General features: G+C 68.6%; 25 protein-coding genes. 11 read left to right on the top strand and 14 right to left on the bottom strand.

Features of this window, described 5'->3' with window-relative positions:
* The first annotated feature begins 55 nt into the window (after positions 1 to 55).
* The 4 genes from F3087_RS42005 to F3087_RS42020 all read left to right on the top strand — a co-directional run bounded on the left by F3087_RS42005 (position 56) and on the right by F3087_RS42020 (position 4002).
* Positions 56 to 1183, top strand: coding sequence for an acyl-CoA dehydrogenase family protein (locus F3087_RS42005; RefSeq protein ID WP_150407772.1), 1128 nt, complete (start codon positions 56 to 58; stop codon positions 1181 to 1183).
* A 62-nt stretch (positions 1184 to 1245) separates the two neighbouring features.
* Complete coding sequence (locus F3087_RS42010; RefSeq protein ID WP_150407773.1) at positions 1246 to 1635, top strand: hypothetical protein; 390 nt, start codon at positions 1246 to 1248, stop codon at positions 1633 to 1635.
* Positions 1619 to 3370, top strand: coding sequence for a hypothetical protein (locus tag F3087_RS42015; protein WP_150407774.1), 1752 nt, complete (start codon positions 1619 to 1621; stop codon positions 3368 to 3370). Before F3087_RS42010 ends, F3087_RS42015 begins: the two co-directional genes overlap by 17 nt.
* 125 nt (positions 3371 to 3495) lie before the next feature.
* Positions 3496 to 4002, top strand: coding sequence for a PaaI family thioesterase (locus F3087_RS42020; protein WP_150407775.1), 507 nt, complete (start codon positions 3496 to 3498; stop codon positions 4000 to 4002).
* Positions 4003 to 4070: 68 nt separating this feature from the next.
* Here F3087_RS42020 and F3087_RS42025 read toward each other — a convergent pair whose 3' ends face one another.
* Genes F3087_RS42025 through F3087_RS42050 form a run of 6 tightly spaced genes read right to left on the bottom strand, consistent with a single transcriptional unit; the run spans position 4071 to position 8837 of the window.
* Positions 4071 to 4913, bottom strand: a complete 843-nt coding sequence (locus F3087_RS42025) for an acyl-ACP desaturase (RefSeq protein ID WP_150407776.1) — start codon at positions 4911 to 4913, stop codon at positions 4071 to 4073.
* Positions 4914 to 4929: 16 nt separating this feature from the next.
* Positions 4930 to 5778, bottom strand: coding sequence for an SAM-dependent methyltransferase (locus F3087_RS42030; RefSeq protein WP_150407777.1), 849 nt, complete (start codon positions 5776 to 5778; stop codon positions 4930 to 4932).
* Positions 5775 to 6032 carry an acyl carrier protein gene (locus tag F3087_RS42035; protein ID WP_150407778.1) on the bottom strand — a complete coding sequence of 86 codons (258 nt, stop codon included), beginning with the start codon at positions 6030 to 6032 and terminating at the stop codon, positions 5775 to 5777. The genes F3087_RS42030 and F3087_RS42035 overlap by 4 nt, the downstream gene beginning before the upstream one ends.
* Complete coding sequence (locus tag F3087_RS42040) at positions 6029 to 6583, bottom strand: PaaI family thioesterase (protein ID WP_150407779.1); 555 nt, start codon at positions 6581 to 6583, stop codon at positions 6029 to 6031. Before F3087_RS42040 ends, F3087_RS42035 begins: the two co-directional genes overlap by 4 nt.
* 4 nt (positions 6584 to 6587) lie before the next feature.
* Positions 6588 to 7376: a ferritin-like domain-containing protein gene (locus F3087_RS42045; protein ID WP_150407780.1), complete on the bottom strand. Its 789-nt coding sequence runs from the start codon at positions 7374 to 7376 to the stop codon at positions 6588 to 6590.
* A 39-nt stretch (positions 7377 to 7415) separates the two neighbouring features.
* The gene (locus F3087_RS42050) at positions 7416 to 8837 is read right to left on the bottom strand and encodes an AMP-binding protein (protein ID WP_263407282.1); all 1422 of its coding nucleotides are present in this window, start codon (positions 8835 to 8837) and stop codon (positions 7416 to 7418) included.
* Between F3087_RS42050 and F3087_RS42055 the strand changes: the two genes are divergently transcribed.
* Together F3087_RS42055 and F3087_RS42060 are read left to right on the top strand one after the other, a co-directional pair.
* A complete protein-coding gene (locus F3087_RS42055; protein ID WP_223885764.1) occupies positions 8812 to 9705 on the top strand; it encodes an FAD-dependent monooxygenase family protein in 894 nt (297 codons plus the stop codon). The two genes, F3087_RS42050 and F3087_RS42055, sit on opposite strands and share 26 nt — an antisense overlap.
* A 98-nt stretch (positions 9706 to 9803) precedes the next feature.
* Positions 9804 to 11069 carry a cytochrome P450 gene (locus F3087_RS42060; RefSeq protein WP_150407782.1) on the top strand — a complete coding sequence of 422 codons (1266 nt, stop codon included), beginning with the start codon at positions 9804 to 9806 and terminating at the stop codon, positions 11067 to 11069.
* Positions 11070 to 11133: 64 nt separating this feature from the next.
* On the opposite strand, the gene F3087_RS42065 is transcribed toward F3087_RS42060, so the two are convergent.
* Positions 11134 to 13110 (bottom strand): glycoside hydrolase, encoded by a 1977-nt coding sequence (locus F3087_RS42065; RefSeq protein WP_150407783.1) that lies wholly within the window; start codon positions 13108 to 13110, stop codon positions 11134 to 11136.
* A gap of 89 nt (positions 13111 to 13199) precedes the next feature.
* Here F3087_RS42065 and F3087_RS42070 point away from each other — a divergent pair, with 89 nt between their 5' ends.
* The 4 genes from F3087_RS42070 (at position 13200) to F3087_RS42085 (ending at position 17604) form a co-directional block, all read left to right on the top strand.
* Positions 13200 to 13871 carry a response regulator transcription factor gene (locus F3087_RS42070; RefSeq protein WP_150407784.1) on the top strand — a complete coding sequence of 224 codons (672 nt, stop codon included), beginning with the start codon at positions 13200 to 13202 and terminating at the stop codon, positions 13869 to 13871.
* Positions 13868 to 15241 (top strand): HAMP domain-containing sensor histidine kinase, encoded by a 1374-nt coding sequence (locus tag F3087_RS42075; protein WP_223885765.1) that lies wholly within the window; start codon positions 13868 to 13870, stop codon positions 15239 to 15241. Before F3087_RS42070 ends, F3087_RS42075 begins: the two co-directional genes overlap by 4 nt.
* A 127-nt stretch (positions 15242 to 15368) precedes the next feature.
* Positions 15369 to 15995 (top strand): LysE family translocator, encoded by a 627-nt coding sequence (locus F3087_RS42080; RefSeq protein ID WP_150407785.1) that lies wholly within the window; start codon positions 15369 to 15371, stop codon positions 15993 to 15995.
* Between the two features lie 736 nt (positions 15996 to 16731).
* Positions 16732 to 17604: a hypothetical protein gene (locus F3087_RS42085; protein WP_150407786.1), complete on the top strand. Its 873-nt coding sequence runs from the start codon at positions 16732 to 16734 to the stop codon at positions 17602 to 17604.
* A 43-nt stretch (positions 17605 to 17647) separates the two neighbouring features.
* On the opposite strand, the gene F3087_RS42090 is transcribed toward F3087_RS42085, so the two are convergent.
* The 4 genes from F3087_RS42090 to F3087_RS42105 form a co-directional block, all read right to left on the bottom strand.
* A complete protein-coding gene (locus tag F3087_RS42090) occupies positions 17648 to 18058 on the bottom strand; it encodes an RNHCP domain-containing protein (RefSeq protein ID WP_150407787.1) in 411 nt (136 codons plus the stop codon).
* A 10-nt stretch (positions 18059 to 18068) separates the two neighbouring features.
* Positions 18069 to 18443, bottom strand: coding sequence for an RNHCP domain-containing protein (locus tag F3087_RS42095; protein WP_150407788.1), 375 nt, complete (start codon positions 18441 to 18443; stop codon positions 18069 to 18071).
* Positions 18444 to 18715: 272 nt separating this feature from the next.
* Positions 18716 to 19933, bottom strand: a complete 1218-nt coding sequence (locus tag F3087_RS42100) for an MFS transporter (RefSeq protein ID WP_150407789.1) — start codon at positions 19931 to 19933, stop codon at positions 18716 to 18718.
* Positions 19933 to 20574 carry a GntR family transcriptional regulator gene (locus tag F3087_RS42105; RefSeq protein WP_150407790.1) on the bottom strand — a complete coding sequence of 214 codons (642 nt, stop codon included), beginning with the start codon at positions 20572 to 20574 and terminating at the stop codon, positions 19933 to 19935. The genes F3087_RS42100 and F3087_RS42105 overlap by 1 nt, the downstream gene beginning before the upstream one ends.
* Before the next feature lie 450 nt (positions 20575 to 21024).
* On the opposite strand from F3087_RS42105, the gene ald reads away from it, so the two are divergent.
* Positions 21025 to 22131 carry an alanine dehydrogenase gene (gene ald / locus F3087_RS42110; protein WP_150407791.1) on the top strand — a complete coding sequence of 369 codons (1107 nt, stop codon included), beginning with the start codon at positions 21025 to 21027 and terminating at the stop codon, positions 22129 to 22131.
* A gap of 43 nt (positions 22132 to 22174) precedes the next feature.
* Here ald and F3087_RS42115 read toward each other — a convergent pair whose 3' ends face one another.
* The 3 genes from F3087_RS42115 to F3087_RS42125 form a co-directional block, all read right to left on the bottom strand.
* Positions 22175 to 22699, bottom strand: a complete 525-nt coding sequence (locus F3087_RS42115; protein ID WP_150407792.1) for an Lrp/AsnC family transcriptional regulator — start codon at positions 22697 to 22699, stop codon at positions 22175 to 22177.
* Between the two features lie 79 nt (positions 22700 to 22778).
* The gene (locus tag F3087_RS42120; protein WP_150407793.1) at positions 22779 to 23261 is read right to left on the bottom strand and encodes a pyridoxamine 5'-phosphate oxidase family protein; all 483 of its coding nucleotides are present in this window, start codon (positions 23259 to 23261) and stop codon (positions 22779 to 22781) included.
* A 28-nt stretch (positions 23262 to 23289) separates the two neighbouring features.
* The gene (locus tag F3087_RS42125) at positions 23290 to 24684 is read right to left on the bottom strand and encodes an amidase (RefSeq protein ID WP_150407794.1); all 1395 of its coding nucleotides are present in this window, start codon (positions 24682 to 24684) and stop codon (positions 23290 to 23292) included.
* Between the last annotated feature and the right edge of the window lie 61 nt (positions 24685 to 24745).

Genomic DNA, 24745 nt, shown 5'->3' on the forward strand with positions numbered 1-24745 from the left:
CGAGTCGTCCGGTGACCCCGGTGTCCGCCGAATCCCTTCGACCAGAGAGCGTTTCGTGACTACTGCCCAGTTCCCTTTTCCAGTCCGCGATGCCGAGCGCAAGGTGCTCGATCGAATCGCCGAGTTGGCGGAGGGATTCCGGGCCGTCGCGGCCGAATACGACGAGCGCGCCGAGATCGCGGTGGAGCACCTGACCGCGCTACACGACGCCGACGCCGACCGAGCCGTGTTACCCGAACGGGTCGGCGGGCTCGGCCTGAGCTATGCGGCGTTCGGGCACGTGGTCTGCACTTTGGCCAAGGCGGATCCGTCGACCGCGACGATCTGGACGATGCACGCCGGCGCGGGCGTCGCCCTCGCGGAATTCACCAGCGAGACGCTCGGCTCGTTCTTCGCCGACGAATTCCTCGCGGGCAAGCGTTTCGCCAACGCGCTGTCCGAACCGGCCAGCGGCAACCGGTTTCTCAACCCGCAGCAGGATGCCGTCGCGGTCGACGGCGGCTGGTCGCTCACCGGCGCGAAGCGTTTCGTCTCCGGCTGCGAGATCGCCGAGTACCTGCTGGTAAACGCGCGCGTCGACGACGTCCCCGCGTTCTTCGGCGTGGTACCCGACGCGACCGTCTCGACCATCCCGATCTGGGACACCCTCGGCCTGCGCGCCACCCGCAGCCAGCTGCTGTCCTTCGACAACACCCTGCTGCGCGCCGAATATCGTGGCCGCGCACCGGGGTTCGGTGACTTCGCGGTCATCCCCGCCGGCCTCCCGGCGATCTCGCTCGGTATCGCCGACGCGGCCTTGGACGCACTGGTCGAGCACGCGCAGTCCCGGGTGATCCTGGGCAAGCCGCTGTCGCATCAGCAGTGGGTGCAGTACGAGGTCGCCGACGTGCAGACCAGGCTGGCGGCCGCGCACGCGCTGTACGAGCGCGCGCTCTTCGAGGCGGACAACGGGATACCGAGCTTCTTCCCCAACCTGTCCCGCGCCAAGTACCTGGCGAACAAGATCGCCGTCGAGGTCGCGCAATTGGGCGTGCGGGTGGGCGGCGCCTCGGGCTACCTCAAACAGTCACCCATCCAGCGTCACCTGCGCGACGCCGAGGCCGGCCAGCTGATGGCGTACTCGACCGAGGTGATCGCCGGCGAGATCGGCCGACTCGTGCTCGGCGTGCCGGAAGGCGAGTAATCTCGAACCCCAGCGCTTGCGGCGGACGGTGTCGCGGCGGGCCGAGAGCTGGGAGTCCTGCGATGACCGCCGAACCGGTGAAGATCACCCTGTTCGACTTGGACCATGCCGACGTCCAGGACATCACCCGCCAATTATCCACGCAGTCACCGGGATTGACGCCGGAGCAGATTCCGGGCAGTCGCTACGGCGAGCCGACCATGCTCGTGCTCGCCGTAGCCTGCGCCACCCCGGCCATCCACGCGCTGGCCGCGTGGGCCATGAAGAACCGCCGCAAACAGCGAATCGAACTGCGCGCCAAGGTGTTGTACTCCGACGGCAGCGAGGTGGACCGCTCGGCGATCCTCTCGTTCAGCGAGAGCGACGCCCCGGACGCTCAGGTGATCAAGCAGCTCATCGACGGGCTCGGCCTGCAGGGCCTGCCCGAGGGCGATGATGGCGGAAACCCGTAGCTGGACAGACCTTTCCAGCAACCTCACGCATTTGGGTGCGGTCCGGCTCGCCGATCACCTCGACGAGTTGCTGCACCCGGGCAAGGGTTCGCCGGAGCTGACCCTCGGCTGCCTGCACGAGTTCACCCACCACTGGTGCTTCCACTCGGCGGTCGGCTTCGCGATCACCGGGCTGCAATACCGGATGACCCGCGCGGCGCTCAGCGGAGAGGCGAGCGCGGTGGATCGGATTCAGCGCGACGCGGTCGCCTATCAGACCGTGACCGCGGTACTGCGGCCGCTGATCGAGGGATTGGCGCTGTTCGCCGAGTTCGATGCCAACACCGTCGGCAGCCCGGTCGCTACGGCACCGATGCTGGCCGCCATCAACCTGTTCTCCGGCAAGGCCCCGCATATCCTCGGCCCGGCGGCGGACGGCGATCTCGCGCCGCTGGCCGGCGACCGCGCGGCCACCCTGGCCATGTCCCTGCCGATCAGCGTGCACCTCAGGACGATTCGGGTCAGCGCCGCGGGCATCCGCCGCAAGGTGAACGTGCTCGCGACCGGGCTCACCGACGATCCGGACGGATACCTGCTCGGTTATCTCGGCGTCAAGAGCATGTGGCGCGACCTGCGCCGCGGCTGTCACCGGCTGTACAACGAAACCGATCTGGCGCTGGCCGTGCTGCGCGGGTTCTTCTTCGAGGACCGGCGGCTGGTCGACATCCTGCTCGGCTCCGGCGAGAAGGACATGGGGAAGCTGGCCAACCGGATCGTCGGCCACGTCAGCGGCCGGGTCCGCGAACTGGCGCGCGTCACCGAGGCCGACGTGGCCCGCATCGAGGCGATGATTCTGGATCGCGAGCCGACGGATTCGGCGCAATGGGCTGCCCCGCTGCATGTTTCGCCGGCCCGGTGGCGGGCCGGGCATCGCGCTTACACGGTCCTGCTCGCCGAGCTGGACGCCGAGCCGGCGCGGGTGGCCGAGTCCGCCGACGCGGAGCTGGCCGAGGGCCTGCGCCAGGCGTTCGGGGTGATGCTCGATCGCCGGCACATCGTGCGGCTCGGCACGGCGGCGGTCGAGGTGACCGTCGGGCGGCGCGGCAGATACGTTGTGCGGCTGGGTAAGCGGGTGCTGCTGCGTGGCCGCGCGCCCGACGCGCCGCGCCAATCGGGTTCCGGCACGGTGGAATTGGTGTTCAGCGCGCTGTCGTCCGGGCTGTACCGGGCGATCGTCGTGTACGGCCCGGAGTCGGCCGTCGATATCGTCGCACCGGGCATCGCGCCCGGGGATGCCGAAGAAATGGCGTTGCTGCACACGCACGCCCACCCCGGCGAGAGGTACGTCGAGCTGTTCGAGCGGATGCGACTCGTGGTCGACAGCGTCCTCGACGCAACCCCGCACGCCGATCTGCTCGCCATCGTTCAAGCGCAACTACCCGACGTAGCCCGGCATCTCTACCTGGACAGCGCCCTGAACACCGTGCCCGATGACCGCCTCCGCGACGTGTGGCGCACGCTCGACGCCGGGGGCGTCTACGCTCTGCTCGACTACGACCGCGACCTCCTCGAAGCCTTGATCGTCCTCGGCGCGGTCGCCCCGCTCCTGCCGTATCGCGCTCAGCTGCTGAACGAACTGGCCCTGCACGATTTCCCCGACCCCGAGACCATCCTGCGCAGGCTGGTCGAGATCGAGCAGCGCACCGGCTTCGGCCTGGTCAATGCCGACGACACCCACGTGCTCGTGCACGTCTGAGTACGGGCCCGCCACCGTCTTTCGATCACCCGATCGAACCTGAGAATGCAACGGCCGCAGGCCTGCTGGCGTTCACCGGGCGCTGATCGAATGGCCTGGCATCGTTCGCCAGGGAGGAAGAGGCCATGACCAGCACCGACATCAATGCCAACGAGGCCGCCACGCACACCAACGGCGCGGGCGCCCCCGCCGCCACCGTGGCGTCGCGGGTCCACGAACTGACCACCGTCTTCGAGCGCGGGTTGCAGGAGAACCTGGGTGTCGGCGCGTCGCTCGGGATCCGCCTGGAGACCGCGGGCGACGGCTACACGCGGTACTACCTGGACCCGAACCCGGCCACCATCAACGCCATGTTCACCGTGCACGGCGGGGTCATCGCGACCCTGATGGACACCGCGATGGGCAGTGCCGTGTTCACCAAGCTCGGCGACGGCGTGGCCTATACGACGCTGGAGCTCAAGGTGAACTTCATCCGGTCGGTCACCCTGGACGGCTCGCGCCTGACCTGCGAGGCGAACGCGATCCATGTCGGCAGGCGCACCGCGACGGCCGAGGGCCGCATCGTCGACGGCAACGGCAAATTGATCGCACACGGCTCCACCACGATCCTGGTGCTGCACCCGGAGCAGTGAAATACCGAAATAGCCCTGCCGCGGAATAACTTCTGCGGCAGGGCTATTTCGTTGTCGGTAACTGCAATTCAGGCGAGGGTGTGGCATTCCTCGATGAACCGCACCAATTCGTCCAGGCGATCGGTGCGGGTGTCCACCGTGCGGTCGATCACCTTTATCAGATGCTCGTACGCCTCGGTGTGGTCGTAGGACGCGACATCGGCGATTTTCAATGCCCACCGCCAATATCCGCGCATCGTGTCGGCCAGCGGCATGCGGAAATTCGCGATCACGTCGCGGATCGGCTCCACCGTCGCGTCGCCGTGCACCCGCAGATACCGGCCGACCACATCGGCCATGAAGCTGAAATGCCTGGCCTCGTCCCGGGACAGCCGGGCCAGCACCGACGCGAGCACCGGATCGTCGACCACGTCCCGCAGCTGCTGGTAGTACATCTGCGTCGCCTTCTCCTGCACCAGCGCGTAGGCGAAGAACTGCACCGGGTGGTCGTAGGGCAGGTCGAACGGCTTCTGCCCCTCGATCGCCAATTCCGTACGCAGCGAACTGCGTTCGGCGATGCCGGCGGATTCCTGGTAGCGGGTCAGCGCACGAGCGTGCGTGTCCTCCTCCAACGCCCAGCGGACGGTGAAGTGGTACAGCTCGCGGTTGTGCACGAACGCCTCCCGGCTGACCGAGTCGTCCACCGGGAAGTACCGGTGGTAGACCTCGAAATAGCCGGGCAGGTGGTCCTCGATGAGCGTGACGAACTGCACCGCCGAGCGCTGCCCCTCGGTGAGCCGGCCCGCGTCGGCGCGCGACCAGTCGAACGCGGTCTCCACATCCCAGGCCCGGGCCGCGGGGGAGGCGGCGAGGAAGCCGTCGACCGCCTCGGCCACCTCCTCGACCGGGATCAGGGTTGACTCGATATCCATCTGCGTCTCCTGACCGTCAGCGGGCGTTACGGCAGGTCAGCGCGTAATGCTTGGTCGTGTAACCCCATCCGGCATTGGCGATCTCCAGGTAGTGCCGCAGCTTCGCGGCCAGCCCAGGCCCGTGCGCGTCGATGCGCTCGGCGGAGGCGTACACGTTCGCGATCCAGTCGTCGATGGTGCGGCGGTAGTGCTCGGTCAGGTCGTCCACCGCGATGATGGAGAAGCCGGCGTCCTCGGCGGCGGTGACCAGATCCGACAGCGGCCGCAGATCGCCCCAGCCGAAGATGTCCGCACGGACGAACTCGGTGCCGACCTTGTTGTCGAAGGCGTTGTGCGAGGCGGCATTACGGAAGCAGCTCTCCGAGACATACAGCGTGCCACCACGACGCAGCACCGAGCGGGCCCGGCGGAAGACCTCGCCGAGATCGGGCATGTGCACGATCGAACCGAGCAGCGTGACCGCGTCGAAGCTGCGCGGCGCGAGTTCCAGCCGCTCGAAATGACCCACCTGAGTGTGGACCCGCTCGGCGACGCCCCGCGCGAGCGCCTGCTCGGCGATGTACTCGTGCTGCCGCGGCGCCGGGCTGACACCCAGTGTGTCGCAACCGAACTCCTCGGCCATGAACAGGATCAGCGAACCCCAGCCGCACCCGACGTCGAGGAGGCGTTCGCCGCCGCGCAGCCCGAGCCGGTCGGCGACGAAGCGCAGCTTGTTGCGCTGCGCCTGCTCCGGCGTCTCGGTGTCCGAGGTGTAGAGCGCGGAGCTGTACTTGCGCAGCGGATCGAGGAACTGGCCGAAGATATCCGGATCCAGGTCGTAATGCTGATTGGTGTCCGCGGTGACCGTTTCGGCGGTGACGGTCACGCGGCCGCCTCCTGCAGCGACCGGTCCACGACCTTGACCACGTCATTGAGGGTGGACAGGCCGAATACGTCCTCGTCCTCCATCTCGATGTCGTAGCTGCGCTCGATCTTGGCGACCATGCGCAGCACCCGCACCGAGTCGACCCCGGCCATGCCGCGCAGGTCGACGTCGGGCAGCAGTTCGGCCGCGGGGATGCCGGTCTCGGCGGCGGCGATCTCGGTGACGGTGCGCAGGATGTCGACGGGATTCGTCATGAGTGAACTCCATTCGTAGAGAAGGTATTCGCGGCGGACAGCGCGTCGGAGAGCAAGGCGACCTCGTCGTCGCCGAGGGTGAGTTGGTGGCGCACATCGTCGAGCGCGAACCGTTGGTAGGCGGCGGTGGAGGTGGCGCAGACGGCGCCGTTGCCGTCCAGGATCTCCGCCGACGCCTGGATGGGCCGATCCGGCGCTGGATCGGACAGCGTTGCCACGCAGCGGTATTCGTGGTCGACCAGCAGCGGCGTGAGGAACCGGGTGCGTTGCGACACGGTGAACGCGGGGTAGTTGCGCGCGAGCACGATCAGGTTGCCCATCACCTCGTCGCAGATCACCCCGATCAGGCCGCCGTGCACGACACCGGGATAGGACTCGAACTCGCGCCCGAGCCGGAACCGGGCCTGCAGGCCGTCCGGGTGCGGGGTGAACGCCAGCCGCAGCCCGGTCGGGTTGTGCGGCGAGCAGCCGAAGCAGTGGTAGTCCGGGATCACCGACCACGGCACCTGCACGGTGGCGTCCGGGTCGTCTACGGCGATGGCGTGGTCCATCGGGCTAAGCGATCGTGTCGGCGAGGGCGCGGCGGACCTTGGCATTGCTGGACAGATCCAGCCCGGTCATGTTGGCGAAGGTGCGACGCACCTTGTCGTGCAACACATCCAGCTCGCCCTCGGCGGCCACCTCCTCGAGGAACAGGTCGAACCCGGTGTCGATGGTCTCGTGCTCGCCGAGTTCGCTGATGCCCGCCTTGAAAGTGCTCACCGGGTGCTTGATCTTGGCCTCGGAGCTGTAGACGTAGAGCGTCTCCAGCACCGAGGGCAGCTCCTCTGGCCGCTTCTCCAGTCGCTTGGTCGCGTAGTGGATGAACTCGCGCGCATGCCCGGCCTCGTCGCGACTCGCGCTGAGCAGCAACCCCTTCAGCACCGGCTCCTGCACCCAGCTCGCCACCGCGCGGTAGATGTGGTTCACCGTGAGTTCGGAGATGATGTTGGTGGCCAGCGTGGCCGAGGGCGTGCTGCCCGGCGCGTACGGTTCGCGCATGGAGTCGACCGCCTTCTCGTCCACGCTCTCGCCGATCGCGCCGAGCCAGGAGCGAAACGCGTAGTGGTGCTGCACTTCCTGGTAGCCCCACACCACCGCGAAGGTGGAGAAGTCGTAGTCGTCGACGAATTCGTTCATGAAGCCGTGGACGGCGGCGATCACATTGGACTCGCCCATCGTCGCGCTCTTGGCCAGCGTCACGTATTCGGGACGGACCAGCGAGCGGTCGACGGCGTCGAGGTCCAGGTCGGCCAGCTTCCAATGCAGGCGCTCGTAATGGCGGAAGACTTCATAGCTGTGCACAGGTGACTCCAGTTCGATCGGTGCGAAGTGCCTTGGCGGTCAGTGCTTTCGGGCGGAAACGAGGTCGCGGGCGGCGAGACGTTGCAGCTTGCCGCTGCTGGTTCGGGGGATGCTGCGCGGTGCGACGAGGTACACCTCGACGGCGGCCAGGCCCAGTTCGGCGGCGACCCGGGCCTTGATCCGGTTGCCGAGCGCCTCGGCGTCCGCGGCGGTCAGTTCGGATTCGGCGATCAGCGCGATCACGTCCGCGCCGTCCGGGTCGGTGGCGGCCGTGCAGCGGCCCTGGTAGACGCCGTCGAGGTCGCGCACGGCGGCCTCGACGTCCTGGGCGTAGTAGTTCACGCCGCGCACGGTGATCATCTCCTTGCGCCGCCCGGTGACGAAAAGCTCACCGGCGCGCAGGTATCCGAGATCGCCGGTGCGCAGCCAGCCGTCGGTGAACAGGCCGGCCACCGTCTCCGGCTGGGCGGTCAGGTAGCCGTCGGTGACCGAGGGACCCTGGATGAGGATCTCGCCGACCCCGCCGTCGGGCAGGTCGTGGTCGTCCTGGTCAACGATGCGCACCCGCATGCCGTCGACGGCGGAACCGACCCCCGCGACTGCCTTCGCACCCGGGGCGTCCGGCGAAACCTGTTGTGCCTGCGCGTCATCCGAGAGCGCCGCCCGATCGACCCACTCGAACAACGACTCGCGGCCCAGCGGCGGGAAGGCGACGGCCAGGGTGGCTTCGGCCATGCCGTACACCCCGAACATGGTCGTCGGCGCGAAACCCGCGGGCGCGAACCGCTCGCAGAACGCCACGACCACGTCGCGGGAGATCGGCTCGGAGCCGTTGAACGCGATTCGCCAGTTGCTCAGGTCGTAGTCGGTCACCTGCTCCGGCGGGATCGCGGCCAGCAGCGCCTCGTAGCCGAAGTTCGGCATGGCGGTGATCGTCGTTGCGCTGGCGGCGAATTCGGCCAGCCAGCGGGCCGGGTCCTTGACGAAGGCCAGCGGCGACCAGACGTGGGCGGGGATGCCGCGCAGGATCGCCGACAGCGTGCCGAACAGGCCCATGTCGTGGAACAGCGGCAGCCAGAACCCGCCGGTGTCGGCGAGGTCCAGCGCGATGCCGGTGCGGATCGCCGCCAGCCCGCTGAGCACGTTGTGGTGGGTCAGGCGAACACCTTTCGGTGTCGCGGTGCTGCCCGAAGTGAACTGCACGATCGCCAGGTCGTCCGCGCGCAGTACCGGCAGTTCGACGCCGTCGTCGCCCTCGGCGAACAGCGTTGCGGTGTCGACCAATTCGACGTCGACCGCCTCGCCGAGCACCGCCGCCAGCTCCGCGAATCGATGTGACATCAGCACGGTGCGCAGGCCGGCCGCCTCGACGATCGCCGCCAGCTTCTGCGGGTATCCGCCCAACTGCCGCGAACCGGCGGGCAACGGCAGGGGAGTGGCCGCGCCGCCCGCCGCCGCCACCCCGAACAGGCTGATCAGGAACTCGGGCGCATTCGGGCACAGGATACCGGCGGAGGACCGCCTGGAGGTCGACCTCGGCTACGCGTCCCGGCTGTTCCGGCGCACGCCGGGACAATTGGGCGAGCACTCGTCGGTGATCGTCTCGACCGGCGCGAACGGCCGTGGCGGCGGGGCGATCCGGGTCGAGGGCGACCGCTGGCACGTCACCCTGGCCGGCATGCTCGGCGATCATCCGCCGACCGATCCTGTTGGCTTCGCGGCCTTCGCGAACACCATCTCCTCGCCGGACATCCACGACATCGTGACCAGCTCCGAACCGCTCGACGAGGCTGTGCCGCATCGCTTCCGGTCGCCGGTACGGCGCAGGTTCGAACGACTCGGCACGGTGCCGCAAGGCTTCCTGGTGCTCGGTGACGCGCTGTGCAGCTTCAACCCGCTGTATGCCCAGGGCATGGCGGTGGCCGCGCAACAGGTCATGGCGCTGCGCGATTGCCTGCACGACGGTGCCGAGTCAGCCGACCTGCCCACCCGGTTCTATTCCGCCGCAAGCAAAGTGGTGGACGTCGCCTGGCAGCTGTCCGCGGGCGCCGACCTCAGCCATCCCGGCGTGCTCGGCCCGCGCACGCCGCGGACCCGCCTCACCAACGCCTACGTGGCCCGCGTCCAGCGCGCCGCGCACGTCGATCCGCTGGTGGCGCGGACCTTTCTGCGCGTGGCCAACCTGGTCGAACCACCTACCGCGCTGCTGCATCCGCGCATCGCGAGCCGAATCCTGCTGCGCGGCAACGCCAGACCCGTCGCGCCGCCCGACTTCGGCGGACAACCGTCCGTCGACCGCACCCCGATCCTCACCGAGCCGACGAGGTAACGACCCGCATCGGCGCGGGCCCGCGCCTCCCGACCCATTCCGAACGACCGGCGGCACCGGCAGATCGCCGGTGCACCGCACAGGAGGGACCACTCGACATGGACTCGTCGCACGCGAGCACGGCTGTCGCGGAACAAGATTCCGTACAGACCGCGATCGCCCAACTGTTCGGCCCTGACGGCAGATCCGACCCGTACACCCCCGCCCGCGTGCTGCGCGAGGCGGGCCCGGTGCACCAGACCCCGCTCGGCCACCGCGTGCTGACCCGCTACGAGGACTGCGTCGCGGTGCTGTCCACGACCGCGTGGAGCCACGCGGAAGAGGCCGCGATGATGCATCCCACGGTGTCGCCGGAGAACGCGGCCGACGAACTGCCCACCTCGTTCCTCTGGATGGAGCCGCCGGACCACACCCGGCTGCGCAACCTGGTGACCAAGGGCTTCACCCCGCGCATGGTGACCCGGCTGCGCCCGCGCATCGAGGAGCTCACCGAGCAACTCGTCGACAATGCGCTCGCGGCAGGCGAATTCGACCTCATCGAGACCATCGCCTACCCGCTGCCGCTGATCATCGCCTGCGAGCTGATCGGCGTGCCGGCCGAGGCCTACGGCCAGGTGCACCAGTGGTCGCAGGACCTGGCCCGCGGCTTCGACCACGACTACACGCTGCCCGAGGAGGCGTTGAAGGCGCGCAGCGCCGGTTCGCGCGGCTTCATGACCTACTTCCGCGAGCTGCTGAACGAGCGGCGGGTGGACCCGAAGGACGACCTGCTCAGCGTGCTGTCCCAGGTCGAGGACCGCGGCGACGTGCTCACCGAGCAGGAGCTGCTGGCCACCTGCATCACCACCTTCGTGGCCGGGCACGAGACCACGGCGAACCTGATCGGCACCGGCATGTTGCAGCTCATGCGCAATCCGGACCAGATCGCCGCGCTGCGCGCGCGTCCCGAATTGTGCGCCTACGCGCCGGACGAGCTGCTCCGGCTCGAGCCGTCGGTGCAGATCACCACCCGGGCCGCGACCCGGCCGATCACCGTGGCCGGCCACGACTTCGAGACCGGGGAAGGCGTTGTGGTGCTGATCAATTCGGCCAATCGCGACGACGACGCCTACGTCGATTCGGATCGGGTCGACGTCGCCCGCTACTCCGACCCGAAGAACCCCGCCAAGAAGCACCTCGGGTTCAGCCTCGGCATCCACTACTGCCTGGGCGCGCCGCTGGCGCTGCTGGAGATGGAGATCCTCCTGGAGGTGTTGCTGCGCAAGGTCGAGGACATCGACCTGCTCACCGACACGCCGCCGTACAAGCCGAATGTCGTGATTCGGGGGCTGGAGGCGTTGCCGACGCGATTCACTCCCGCCTAGACGACTAGGATCTGACCGAAGGACCCGGAGCCGGAGGGGCGCCGGGTCTTTCGCGTTGCACGGGTCAGTTGCCGAGGCAGAGTCGCCGTGGTGTCGCGTCTTTCGCGAGCCGGGCGTCCACACAGCCCGCGGGTAGATCGCCGGATGCTGTCGTGCCGAAGTTGGCGGTGACCGTCAGCGCGTTGTCGCCGAAAGTACTGCGCTGCACCAGGTGATCGTCGGTGAGCCACTGGAAGTCGGTCATCGGCAAGGTGCCCGCCGTCTCGTGCAGTGGCGCGAAATACTGTTGCAGGCGGGCGATCTCCGCGCCGTGCTCGGCGAGCTGGCGCTGGTCCAACGCCAGGTTCAGCGGTGTGTTGTTCAGTATCGCGGTCAGTGCGCGCATCGTTTGTTGTTGCGGCAGCTTGTAGTACGCGAGCTCCCAGCGGTCCAGGTTGATCAGCGAGTCGTGCAGCACTGTCTCGTACAGCGGGACGCGATAGGCCGGATCGAACATGGCCTCGGCCGCCGCTGTGGGAAGTTCGGCCGGCTGGAAGAAGAACTTCGGCGCGGCGGCCGGCGCCCAGCCGCCCCAGGTTTCCTTGTCGCGCTGGGCCTTCCACAGCAGATCCGACACCGGCGTCTGGGAGCCGTGGCTGTAGGCCAGCAGCGTGCTCGCCCACGCGCCCGCCGATTCGGAGCCGAGCACCTGTTTGCGCTCCTCGGCCAGTTTGCGCATGCGGGCGAGGCGATTGTCGCGGTCCTGCTTCTTGTTCATCGCGTGCCCGGGGCTGTAGTCGTCGAAGAAATCGCCTGCCGCGTCGACGTCGAGGAAGTAGGTGTTGGCTCCGTTCGCGGTGATGCTCGCGTAGCGGTCGTCGAGCAGGCGCGAATCCTGCGCCAGGGCTTGGGTACTGAGGTAGCAGCCGCGGCCGCCGAACCCGGTTTCCGGCGTGCCGTTCGCGTCGTGCACGCAGCCGGTCGGCCACAGCTGGCCGGGCCAGCGGGAGCTCGGGTTGTCGGCGGTGGCCGGGTCCTGCGCGTTGTCGTACGAATCGTAGGGTCCGGCAAGGTATCCGGCCTGTTTCGCCGCGTCGATCGCCGCGGGTGTCATCGGGTCGTCGCCGGCGTCGTAGCCGAGCCACATGCGGCTCAGGCCGAGATCCTGCATTTTGCGGATGGCCTCGGGTGTGCGGCCGTCACCCCAGAGGTAGGCGTGAAATGCGCCGAGCAGCTTGGCGATCGGCGGATTCTCGCGGATCTTGTCGGCGAGGGAACGGAATTGGCCATGCTGGATGAGCCAGGCGCGGTAGTCCTTCGCGGCGGCGACGGGGGAGGCGTCGGTGAGGGCGAAAGTGACGGTGTAGTCGCGGGTGTCGGCTCTGGCCGCGAAATCGTGTTCGGCGGTGGTGTGCAGCCTTCCGTCGGTGGATTGCACCGTCAGGGTGGTGCCGATGTCGGTGGGGGCGAGGTAGCTCACGCCGCGGTCGCCGATGCGGTAACCCCAGAACGGCATGGTCAGTCCGGACGTCAGGTCGAGCGGATTGTCGACCAGGGCGGCGTCGGAGGAATTCCAGAACGGGTCGGCGACGGGCAGCGACAGGCCCTCGCCGCGGGGGAGTTGCAGTGCGGCGGCGGCCGGATCGGTGCCGGTCACCGGCCAGGCCACCCGCTCGTCGCGGTCGCTCTGCATGCTGATTCGCAGACGGCCGTCGGCGGTGTCCGCGGTGACCGTGAGTCCCTTTTCGGGATAGGTCCAGGTGGCCAGCTCACCGGTGATCCGGATCGGACCTGCCGCACCGAGCCCGCCCGTCGCACCGCCGGACATCGCGATGCGCGCACCGTCACCGGTGACGCCGGTGACGGCCAGCGAGGTCGTGTCCACGTCTGCCTGACCACCCTTGATCGGCAGCAGCACATGGTCGCCGCGCTGCTCGGGTCGTGCGCTCGCGGTGTCGCTGGCACATGCGGTGATACCCAGCCCCGCGAGCAGCGCGACGGTGGTGAGGGTGGCCCCGGCCGCGATCCTGCGGCGGGTGCGCTCGTTGCTCCGACGTCTCATGCCAGGCACGGTGCCGCGGCCGGATGAGAGTTCGATGAGACCGCCTCGGGTCCCGGGCCTGCGCGAACCCGATCCGTAGTATCCGGACCATGCGCGTTTTGGTGGTGGACGACGAGGACGCGGTCCGCGAGGCACTCGTGCGCGCGATGGACAGCGAAGGGTACGAGACTCGCGCCGCCGGTGACGGCGCCGCGGCGCTGGCCGAGATCGAACGGTGGCAGCCGGAAGTGGTGCTGCTGGATGTGCTGATGCCGTTCATGGACGGGCTGACGGCGTGCCGGCGGTTGCGGGCGCGCGGTGATCGCACGCCGATCCTGATGCTCACCGCGCGGGACGCGGTGGCCGATCGGGTCGACGGCCTGGACGCGGGTGCGGACGATTACCTGGTCAAGCCGTTCGATCTGGATGAGCTGCTCGCCCGCGTTCGCGCGCTGGTCCGGCGCACGTATCCCGACGACGGTGCCGTGCTGTCCTGTGCGGACCTTGTCATGGACACCACCGCGCACGAGGTTCGCCGCGGCGCACGCCTGGTCGAACTCAGCCGCACCGAGTTCTCCTTGCTCGAGGTGCTGCTGCGTAACGAAGGTCAAGCTCTGCCCCGCGAGACGCTCATCGAACGGGTGTGGGGCACCGGGCTCGGCTCGACGTCGAATTCGCTCGAGGTCTACATCCGCTACCTGCGGCGCAAGCTCGAAGCCGACAACGAACCCCGGCTGATCCACACCCTGCGCGGCATCGGCTACCGGCTGGCTCCGCCGTGAAACTGCCCGGTTCGCTGCGCGCCCGGATCGCGCTGTTCTGCGTCGCCGCCATCGCGATGGCGCTCGCGGGCATGGGATTCGCCGCCTACGCCGTGGTCGCGCACGAACTCGACAGCTCCCTCGACCTCGGCCTGCGCAGGGAAGCAACCCGCATCACCCGCACGATCGCGACCGACGCGGACGTCGCCACCGCGTCCGGACCGTGCCGATACCTGACCGCGCCGAGTTGCGTGCAGGTCGTGGCCGCCGACGGGCGCATCGAATCCGAGCACGACCCGAACCAGCCGCTGCCGGTCGACTCCGCCACCACGGCGGTCGCCGCCGGCACCCGAGCCGCGTTCTTCAGCGACCTCGATCTCGACGGCTATTCGCTCCGGATGTACACCGCGCCACTGCGTTCCGGCTCCGCGGTGCAGATCGCGCAGCGCGCGGACCCGGTCGACACGAGCCTTCGCCGCGTCGCCTACGCGCTCATCGCCGCAGCCGCTGTCGGGATCCTCCTCGCCATCGCTGCCGGTCTCGCCGTTGCCCGCCGCGCCGTCGCCCCGGTCACCACCCTGACCGCCGCCGCCGAACGCATCGCCGACACCCGCGACCCTCGTCACCACATCACCGTCACCGGGCCCGACGAACTCCAAAGCCTGGCAACCAGTTTCAACACGATGCTCGATGAACTGGACCAGGCCTTGACCGCCGAACGAACCTCCCGCGCCGCCCAGCACCGGCTGATCGCCGACGCCTCCCATGAACTGCGCACCCCGCTGACTGCCCTGCGCACCAACATCGATTTGCTCCGCCGAGCCTCCCGCCTCAGCGCCGGACAACTCGACGAAACCGTCGTCGCGCTACGCGTCCAATCCGAGGAACTCTCCGGCCTCGTCACCGATCTGATCGACCTGGCCCGCGCCGACGACCCGGCCGCCGCGCTGGAATCCCTCGAAGACCTCCGGCTGGACCTGCTCGTCGCGGACTGCCTCGGCACCGCCGAACGTCACTGGCCCGCAGTCACATTCGAAACCGACCTCGCCCCGACCACGATCCACGGCGCGTCCGCGCGCCTCACCCGCGCCATCACCAACCTCCTCGACAACGCCGCCAAATTCAGCCCACCCCAAGGCCGGATCTACATCCGCCTGCACCACAACGAGCTGACCGTTCGCGATCAAGGCCCTGGCATTCCACCCGACGACCTCCCGCACATCTTCGACCGCTTCTACCGATCCGCCACCGCCCGCACCAAACCCGGGCACGGGCTAGGACTGGCCATCGTCAAGCAGGTCGCCGACCTCCACGGCGCGACCGCAACCGCTGAATCCCCGCCCGGCGGCGGCGCAGTATTCCGCCTCGTCTTCCCCGAGTCGGCGGACTGAACAACTCCGGCCTCCGTCACCACCGGTGACCTCCGTGTGTGGCGACCCGATCAGGAACGGCGGATCGGGTCGCACCCGCGCTCGATATTGCGTCGCCATATACGGTCCGTGCTGCCAGAATCAGCCGATGCCGGTCGACCAGAACCTCCTTCTCGCCTTCATAGCCACCACGTTCATCGCGATGATCACGCCCGGCCCGGACATGCTGTTCGTCCTCGGCTGCGGGATGCGGGGTGGTCCGCGGGCCGGACTGCTCGCCACGGCGGGGGTGGCGACGAGCGAGGCGATTCACGTCGCGGTCGCGGCGGCCGGGCTGGCCGCGCTGTTCGCCGCGGTCCCGGTGGCCTTCACCGTGGTTCGGGTGCTGGGTGCCGGGTATCTGATCTACCTTGGCGTGCAAGCGATTCGGCGGCGTTCGAGTCTGCCGTCCGAGGAAGCGCAGGTGGGTGTTTCCGGGCGGAAGGCGTACCTGTCCGGGCTGTTCACCAATCTGCTGAATCCGAAGATGGTGACGTTCACGATCGCGTTCCTTCCGCTGTTCATCGATCCGAGTCGCGGCCAGATCTGGTTGCAGTTCGTGATTCTCGGCGCGATCATGATCGCGTTCGAGTTCCTGGTCGACGGCGCGGTCGGGGTGCTGGCCGGCCGGATCGGCGGGTGGCTGCGCCGCCGGCATGCCGCGCGTCGCCGGATCGAGGTCGCCACCGGCGGGATCTTCATCGGTCTCGGTGTACGGCTGGCCGTCCAGCACTAGCCGATACTCGCGGTTGATGCCGACTCGAGCCGCGGCACGAGGTGCGCGGCGATCCCCCAGACCTGACAGCAACCACGAACAGCTCACAGGTTAACCGAGTTGCCAACCCCCACGCCCTATCCGGCTGTCACCCTTCCACCTTGCCGCTGAGCGGGACATGGTGGCGGGGCTACTCGCATTTTGCCGCTGTCGTGTCCCGTTGGTGATCGTCGTCCCTGTTGAGCGGGACGTGGCTGCGGGGCACTCGCCTTTTGCTGCCGGCTTCGCCCGCTGGGGTCTACGTCGATGCCGGTGCTTACAGACTGGCACGCCATGGCCGGCTGCTCTCGGCCCTCACGCCGTCATGTCCCGTTCTACATTCACCCTTCCGTCGAACGGGACATGGCTGGGCCCTCACTCGCACTTAGCCGCCACCAAGTCCCGTTCGGCGTTCGCCCTTCCGTCGAGCGGGATGTGGCGGCGGGGATATGTGGACTATCCGGTGGCACCATGCTCGACGCGCTCCTGGACGGCGAGTGGACCGAAGCGCAGCAGGCGATCCGTGTCGAGATTGCCGCGCACGGCGAGTCGATCTCGGCGGCGCTGGCCGCGGCGATCGCCGCGTAACCCGCCGATCCCCAGATTTGCCGCTGGCGTGCTGGGCCCGGAAGGAGAAATATAGGCGTGCAACCGCCAGCGGACGGCGTCGCGAAGCCAGACCGCCGCCGCCCTGTTCGGGTATGAGAGGGAGCGGACTGTGCACGACGCCACCGAGACCACCGAGGCGCGGCCGGGCGCGTCGACCGACGGACACGCCGAGTCCTACACCTGGGAAATCGTCCACGACGGCGCCACCGTCGAGTCCGGCGAGAGCTACCTGGGCGAAGCGCACCCGCTCACCGGCAGCACCGCGAGCCAGCACTACGAGATCGCCTGCGGGATATTCGAGCAAGCCTGCGACTCGGCGGTGGAGGAGCATCGCTACGAGGTGATGATGGCGCGCGTGGAGGACCGGCCCGAACCGCGCTCGGTCACCATCGTCACCGTGCTGCTGCGGTATGCCGACGGCAGCGTCGCGGTCTCGATGACCGCGCACCCGCGGCACCGCCCGATCACCGAGCAGGACCTCGACGAATACCGCGACTACCTGGAGTGGGCCGAAGAGGACCACCGCCGCTTCCTCGAGCAGAAGACGCTCGGCGACGAACCCTTCGACCTCCCCTGGGAATCCACCGAAGACGAGTGGACCCCCGACGAAACGATCGACCAGTCCGACCCGCGCCTGGCCCGGATCACCGAACTGGAAGCCGAGGCCGCCGACATTCGCGCCGAAGTCTTCGACCCCGACCACTGCCGCGAACTCCACTTCCGTGCCGACCAGAAACAACGCGAAGCCCGAACTGCCGCAACGGAAGCCGCCGCGACCGGCGACACCGCCGCGCTGGCGGCCGCCGAACGCGAACTCGCCCACCGCACCGAACGCGTCACCCGCTGGACCACCCTGCTCGCCGAATCCACCGCCGCCTACCTGCAAGCGGCGGCGCTGGACGCGGAGGCGACGCAGGTGCGTCGTGCGTTGCAAGCCGACACACAACCGGCCGAAGCCGGAATGCTCGGCGAATCCACGTAGCTGTTCCGATGCCTACTGCTCGCGCGGTAGGCACCGGACAACTTCACAGCGCCAGCAGCGCGCGGTGACCGATCCGCGGATCGGCCAACGGGCGCAACGCTATTCGCATGAGGGCCAAGGCGTTGTCGTCGCCGGCTATGCGGTTGGCTTTGACCGCGCCGCAGGCCAGGCACTGGTGGACGAGCTGCCATTCGCCGTTGTCGCGCGCGGACATGCTCACCGCTTCCATTCGCCCTTTGCACGGCTCGGCCCGGTCGCCGGGGACGCGTCGGTCCACGTGGCGGCTGGTCAGGCAGTGCGGGCAGTGGTTGCGGTGGGCGGTGCCGGGCGCGGCGATCGGCACGTCCATCCGGCAGCCGAGGCAGCGGAACGCGTCGCCGGATTCGCCTGCGCGGCCGTGCAATACGTGCTTGGCGCGTTGCGGGCGGTGGCCCGCCGGTTTTCTGCGTGGCATGGCGCACCCCCTACAGATCGCCGAAGACTTCGAGCGGGAACGGCGGTTCGGCGAGCGGGCGGACCGCCATGCGCATCAGGATGAGCTGGTTGTCGTCGCCGCACACGGGGTGCAGCGCCAGCTCGTGACAGCGGGTGCACCGATGCACGACGGCCCATTCGCCGGTGCGCAGCACGGCGATCGACAGCGGCGCCATTCTGGCCCGGCACTCGGAGATGCCGCCCTCGACATGGTCGTGGGTGTGTCGTGAGTTCAGGCAGCTCGGGCAGTGGTTGCGCCAGCTGTTGTCGGGGGCGAGCGTGGCGACGACGAGGCCGCAGCGCACGCAGGTGAAGGTGTCGGTGCGCAGCGATGCGCTCGGACCGTGAGAGGTGTTGTCTGACACCCGGATTACTCCTTTGCTGAGGGTTGGGAAACAGCAGGAGCAGGCCGAGCGCGCCTCGAAGCTAGTTAGCGGCGGTTGGCGGTGCGGGCGCGAGCGAACCGACGCGGTTCGACTCGACGCGGTGAGGCGCGCTCGGCGCGGTCCGGGGCATAGACACTCATTTCTGGGCCCGCCGTGGGCCCGGTCACCGATCGCTCGGGCGCTTCTACCAGCGCGGCAGCAACCGTAGCAACGCTGCCTCGATGGTCGCCACCGATTTTGCCGAGCGGGGATCAGCCCCGATAGTTGCGGGCCACGAGCCCCAGGCTGCCCGCCGCGACGACCGCGGCGACGGCGAACATGACCGGGTAACCGAAGCCGAACTGCCCGTGCAGGAACGACAGCAGGGCGGGCACGCCGAAGCCGAGGTAACTCACCGAGTAGAACACCGCGGTCAGCCCGGCCAGATCGGTGGGGCGGGCGATCCGTTCGATCTCCTGGAGTCCGGCCACGAGTCCGATGCCGTAGCCCGCGCCGAGCACGACGGCGGTCAGCAGCGTCGCCCAGAGCGTGAGCGCATCGGAAGCCCAAGTGGCAGAGGTCATTCCGATTGTGACGAACACCAGTGAGACAACGGCTGCCCGCGCGGTGCCCGGCTTGTCGATCCGCCGCGCCGCCGACTGGATCGCGAAACCGCAACTGAGCGTGAGAACACAGACCAGTGCCGAGAACGCGATCGGCGCGCCGTGGATGTGCGGCGCCATCAACGCCGGCATGATCGCGTAAGCCGTTCCGGCGGAGGTGAACAACCACAGCGCGACCGGCAGTGCCACGCAGAGGAATCGGCGATGCCCGGCGGCAGGTACCTTCAGGTCATCGATCAGCCGCCCCGGATTCGCCTGGGGGAGCACCGTTTCCGGCGCTCGCGCCACCCACAGCGCGGCCACCAGGCAGAGCGCCACACTGATCAGGTAGGCGAGCTCGTTCGGCCACGGCGCCCACTGTGCCAGCACCCCGGCGAATCCCGCGCCGACCGCGAACCCGCCGGTGAGACTCATCGCTGACCGCCGCGCCCCGGTGCCACCCGGCGACGCGGGCCCGAACGGCGGCTGCGCGAGCTCCTTCAACCAGCTGCTGCCCACCGCCATCGCCAACCCGAGCGCGGCCCCGCACAGCACCCGACCGGCGGACAGCACCGGCACCGACGCCGACCCGAACGCCAGCAGCAGCGACCCCGTCGCGCTGATCAACGGCGCCGGCCGCAGCAGCGCGCGCCGCCCGTACCGATCCGAGAGCGGCCCGCCGATCAGCAGCGCGGGCACGATGCCGAGGACGTAATAGAACAGCAGCAGATCCACCGTGGTCGTCGGCAGCCCGTGGTTCTTGTACATCACCAGCAGCGGCGTGAATTCGTTTCCGCCCCAGGCGATCGCGAACATCGCCGCGGCGACGCCCCACCACGTTTTCGATGCGACCCGAGCGGGCCGGACCGCGGTGGTCAGCGTCGCCATCACAACCCCCGTAGTTCCAGCTGGTGCACGCCGGCCAGGTGCTCGGCCAGCGCGGTGGCGAACTGCTCCACGTCCCCGGCCTCGATCAGCCCGGCCAGGTGCGCGTGCTGCTCGATGATCCGGTCGATGTCGATCGGCCCGCGCCGCAGCGCGACGCTGTTCATCCGCCGCTGCCGCTCGCGCAACGAGTCGTAGAAGCTCGCCAGCAGCGGATTGCCCGCCGCGATCACATACGAGCGATGGAAGTCGGTGTCCACCAGGGCGAACTGGTCGAGGTCCCCGGCGGCGGCCAACTCGCGCTGCTGGTCGAGCGAGGAGCGGAGCATCGAGGTCAGCGCCGTGCGATCGGTCGAAGCCAGCGCGCGCACGGCGGCCGCCTCGACCACATAGCGGGCGTACGCGACGTGCTCGGCCTCGTCCGGCGGAATCGGCACCACCAGCGCGCCGCGTTTCGGGTAGAGCTTCATCCACCCTTCGGTTTCCAACCGCAGGAACGCCTCGCGCACCGGCGTCCGCGACGTGCCCAGATCGGCGGCGATCTCGCCCTCACTGATCAGCTCGCCACCCGCCAACGTCCCGGTCAGGATGCGTTCTTTGACCTCGCGATAGGCCTGCTCAGCTGATGAATACGTCTTAGACACAAGTTGTATCTTAGGCAAGATCAACGGCCAACCGACTGTGAAGTCGATTACCCGCAACCACGCCCCGCCTATACGCGCCCGCCCCGTTGCGCGCGATCCAGCAACCCGCGTCCGTCCTGTCTCGCCGCGCACGGAATTGCTGACGATTTCATGCGCGCGTTGCGAGGATGTGCGCGGCGTCGGGGATCTTTTGCTCGTATGGGCGAGGCTGGGGTTCCGGGTGGTGCGTGTCCGCTGGCGGGGGTGCCGGTCGAACATCTTGCGGGCTGGGCGACCTGGGGCGTGGCGGGGCTGAGGATTCGACAGGGATTTAGGCTATTCTGAGAATTATCTTCAAAGATCTAGACCTGATCTTGCAGGATATTCATAATTTGAGGCAGAAAGGTCTAGATTATGCGGACCAGCTATGAACATTCAGCTATCAACATCCATCGACATTCAGGAGCGCAGGTGAAGATCGGGGTCCCCCGCGAGGTCAAGAACCACGAGTATCGGGTCGCGATTACCCCGGCCGGTGTGCACGAGCTCGCGTCCCGCGGGCACGAGGTGTACATCGAGACCGGTGCCGGTCGTGGCTCGGCGTTCGAGGACGAGGCATACACCGTCGCCGGCGCGCGGGTGCTGAACTCCGCCGACGAGGTCTGGGCCGTCGCCGACCTGGTGCTCAAGGTGAAAGAGCCGGTCGCCGAGGAGTATTCACGCATGCGGGAAGGTCAGGTGCTGTTCACCTACCTGCACCTCGCCGCCTCCAAGGAGTGCACGGACGCGCTGCTGAGCTCCGGCATCACCTCGATCGCCTACGAGACGGTCACCGGCCGCGACGGCTCGCTGCCGCTGCTCGCGCCGATGAGCGAGGTCGCGGGCCGGCTGGCCCCGCAGGCCGGCGCCTACCACCTGATGCGCAACGGCGGCGGCCGCGGCGTGCTGATGGGCGGCGTGCCCGGCACCCCGCCCGCCAACGTGGTCGTGATCGGCGCGGGCGTCGCGGGCGGCAACTCGATCGCCATCGCGCACGGCATGCGCGCCGAGGTCACCGTCCTTGACCTGAACATCGCCCGCCTGCGCGAGATCGACGCGCAGTACAAGGGTCAGGTCCGGACCATCATGTCCAACCGGCTCGAGGTCGAAAAGGCGGTCCGTGAGGCCGATCTGGTGATCGGCGCGGTGCTGGTGCCCGGCGCGAAGGCCCCGACGCTGGTCTCCAATGACCTTGTCGCGCAGATGAAGCCGGGCTCGGTGCTGGTCGACATCGCCATCGACCAGGGCGGCTGCTTCGCCGATTCGCGCCCGACCACGCACGCCGATCCGACCTACCGGGTGCACGAGTCGGTGTTCTACTGCGTCGCCAACATGCCCGGCGCGGTGCCTTACACCTCGACCGTCGCGCTCACCAATGCCACACTGCCGTACGTGGTCTCGCTGGCCGAGCACGGCTGGCGCGAGGCGGTGGCGATGGATCAGGGCCTGGCGAGCGGTCTCAGTACGCATGGTGGTGTGCTGCTGTCCGCTTCCGTCGCGGCCGCACACGGTTACGCCGCCGAAAGCCTGGCCGCGTAACATGTTTCGCAAAGGCGGCCGGTCCTCGGGTCGGCCGCCTTTGTCATGCCGTGGGATTCGTCCGCGGCCGCATGTGCTCGAAGATCAGGATCGTCTCGGTGGACGCGACCGCCGGATGCTCGCTCAGATTGTTCAGCACGAACCGGCGCAGCTCGTCGGTGTGCGAGGTGGCGACGTGGATCAGGTAATCGTCGGCGCCCGCGATGAAGTACACGTTGAGCACCTCCTCGAACTCCGACATCTGCTCGCCGAACTCGGCCAGATGCTGCCGGGCGCTGGCCCGCAGGCGCACCGCGATCATGGCTTGCAGGCTGCGGCCGAGCGCGGCCGGATCGATGTCGGCATGAAACCCGCGAATGACGCCGCGTTCCACCAGCGCCCGCACCCGCCCGAGACAGGTGGACGGCGCGATGCCCGCCGCGGCCGCGAGCGCGTTGTTCGTCATCCGGCCGTCGCGCGCGAGCTGGTCGAGCAGAATCCGGTCGATATCATCGATCGGCACCCCGGCCGGCGGATGGATCGGCGGCACCGGCGCGGTCGAGCCACCGGGTGAATCATTCTTACGCATCCCTCGACCGTACAGAATCTTGTTCGTGGAAATCACCTTTGTTGTGAATATTATTCGCCGATTCCGGAATTCGTCGGGTCTACGCCCGCCACGAGGTCGCCTTGAACCCGTTCTGGAGGTTCTCGCCCAGCAGGACGCGCAGCCGCCACGGCCGCAGCCGCAGCAGGCTGACGTTCGGCGACTCGGGCCCGGTCCAGCCGGGCACGCCGATCGCGCCCGGGTCGTAGCCGAGTGGGGCCGGCGTGCTCTTGAACAACTCCCACAGCCTGGTCTTCGTCGCCACGTCGTCGACCCATTCGGCCGCGCACTCCGCCAGGCAGGTGTCGTGCGTCGGCGCCCAGTAGTTGCACGAGGCATAGGGGCTGTGCGCGAGATGGGCCTGCTTGATCGGCGTCTTGCTGGTGACGATCCACCCGGTCAGTTCCTGCCCGTCCCACTCCCAGAGCGGATGCAGGACGCGGCTGCGCGGCCGTCCGGCCGGATCGGTCGTGGACACCGTGCACCACACGATGCGGTGCGCGAGGTCGACGAAAGCAGGTGCGATTTCACCCAATTCGGTCACCTCGTCACCTTATCCGCCGAACCGGTTTTCAGCCCACCGGACGAGCATGCGGCCGCGCCTGTTCCAGCTGGGCGGCGACGGTGAGAATGGTCGTCTCGCCGTTGCTCGGCCCGACCAGCTGAACCGCCAGCGGCAGCCCGTCGGCGGCGACGCCCGCGGGCAGCGAGGCCGCGGGGTGGCCGGTGACGTTCCACAGCGTCGTGTAGGCCACCATCGGAATGGACCTGATCTGGGCGCGGACGGTGTTCGCGCTGTCGAGCGCGCCGATGTGCGGCGGACGGCCCGCGAGGGTCGGGGTGAGCAGCAGGTCGCAGTCGGCGAAGACCCGATCGACCTTGTGCGCCAGCGCTTCTCCCTGACGGATCGCCCATTCGACGACCGGTCGCCGGGCCCACGTGCCCATCGCGATGGTCTGCCGGGTGCGGCGTTCGAGGCGCTCCGGATGCTCGACGTGCTCGGCTTCGTCGCGCACACCGCCGAAGAACTGAGGGAAGAAGGCCTGCAACGACTCCGGGTAGTCGGGGTCCACCTCGAACACCGAATGACCCAGTTCGGCAAGCAGTTTCGCGGTGTCCTGCACCGCGCGCACGTGCTCGGGATCCGGCTTCGCCAGGGCGGACGGCGATTTCGTGCTGTAGCCGATCCGCAGGGGTGCACCGGTCTGCCGCGCGGCCTGTTCGAAGGACATCACCGGGTCCGGCGCGGTGAACCGGTCGCCGGGGGTGTTGCCGCGGATCACGTCGTAGACGACCGCGGAGTCCAGGACGCCGCGGGTCAGCGGCCCGGTGACGCCGAGCGACCACCAGAGATGCTCGAACGGCGCGACCGGCACCCGCCCGCGCTGCGGCTTAAGGCCGAACAGCCCGCAGCAGGCCGAGGGGATCCGGATCGAGCCGCCGCCGTCGCTGCCGATCGCCACCGGGACCAGCCCGGCCGCGACCGCCGCGGCCGAGCCGCCGCTGGAACCGCCGGTCGTCCGGTTCCGGTCCCACGGATTGCGGGTCACGCCATACGTGCTCGACTCGGTGAACGGCCACTGCCCGAACTCCGGCATCGTGGTCTTGCCGACGATGATCGCGCCCGCGGCCCGCAACCGGCGCACGATCTCGGAGTCGGCCTCGGCCGGGGTCGAGTTGGACCGGGTGCCGAAGGTGGTCACCAGGCCGGCGACGTCGATCTCGTCCTTGATCGCGATCGGGATGCCGTGCAGCGGTCCGACGCTGCCCGCGGCGCGTTCGCGGTCGCGCTCGATCGCCTCGGCCCGGGCCTGCTCGTGCCGGATCTGAGTGAACGCGTTCAGATCCTTGGCCGCGTCGATCCCGGTCAGCGTGGCGGCGACTAATTCCTGCGCGGACAGGACTCCTTGCTCCAGCAGCTCCCGCTGCTCGAGCACGCCCGCCGACACGACGTCCTGGAGATCCATCTGTACCGCTCCTCTCGGCCACACAGCACTGCGTGACCAGCACGACTGAACCGTCGGGCCG

The organism is Nocardia colli, assembly GCF_008704205.1.
Classification (GTDB): Bacteria; Actinomycetota; Actinomycetes; order Mycobacteriales; family Mycobacteriaceae; genus Nocardia; species Nocardia colli.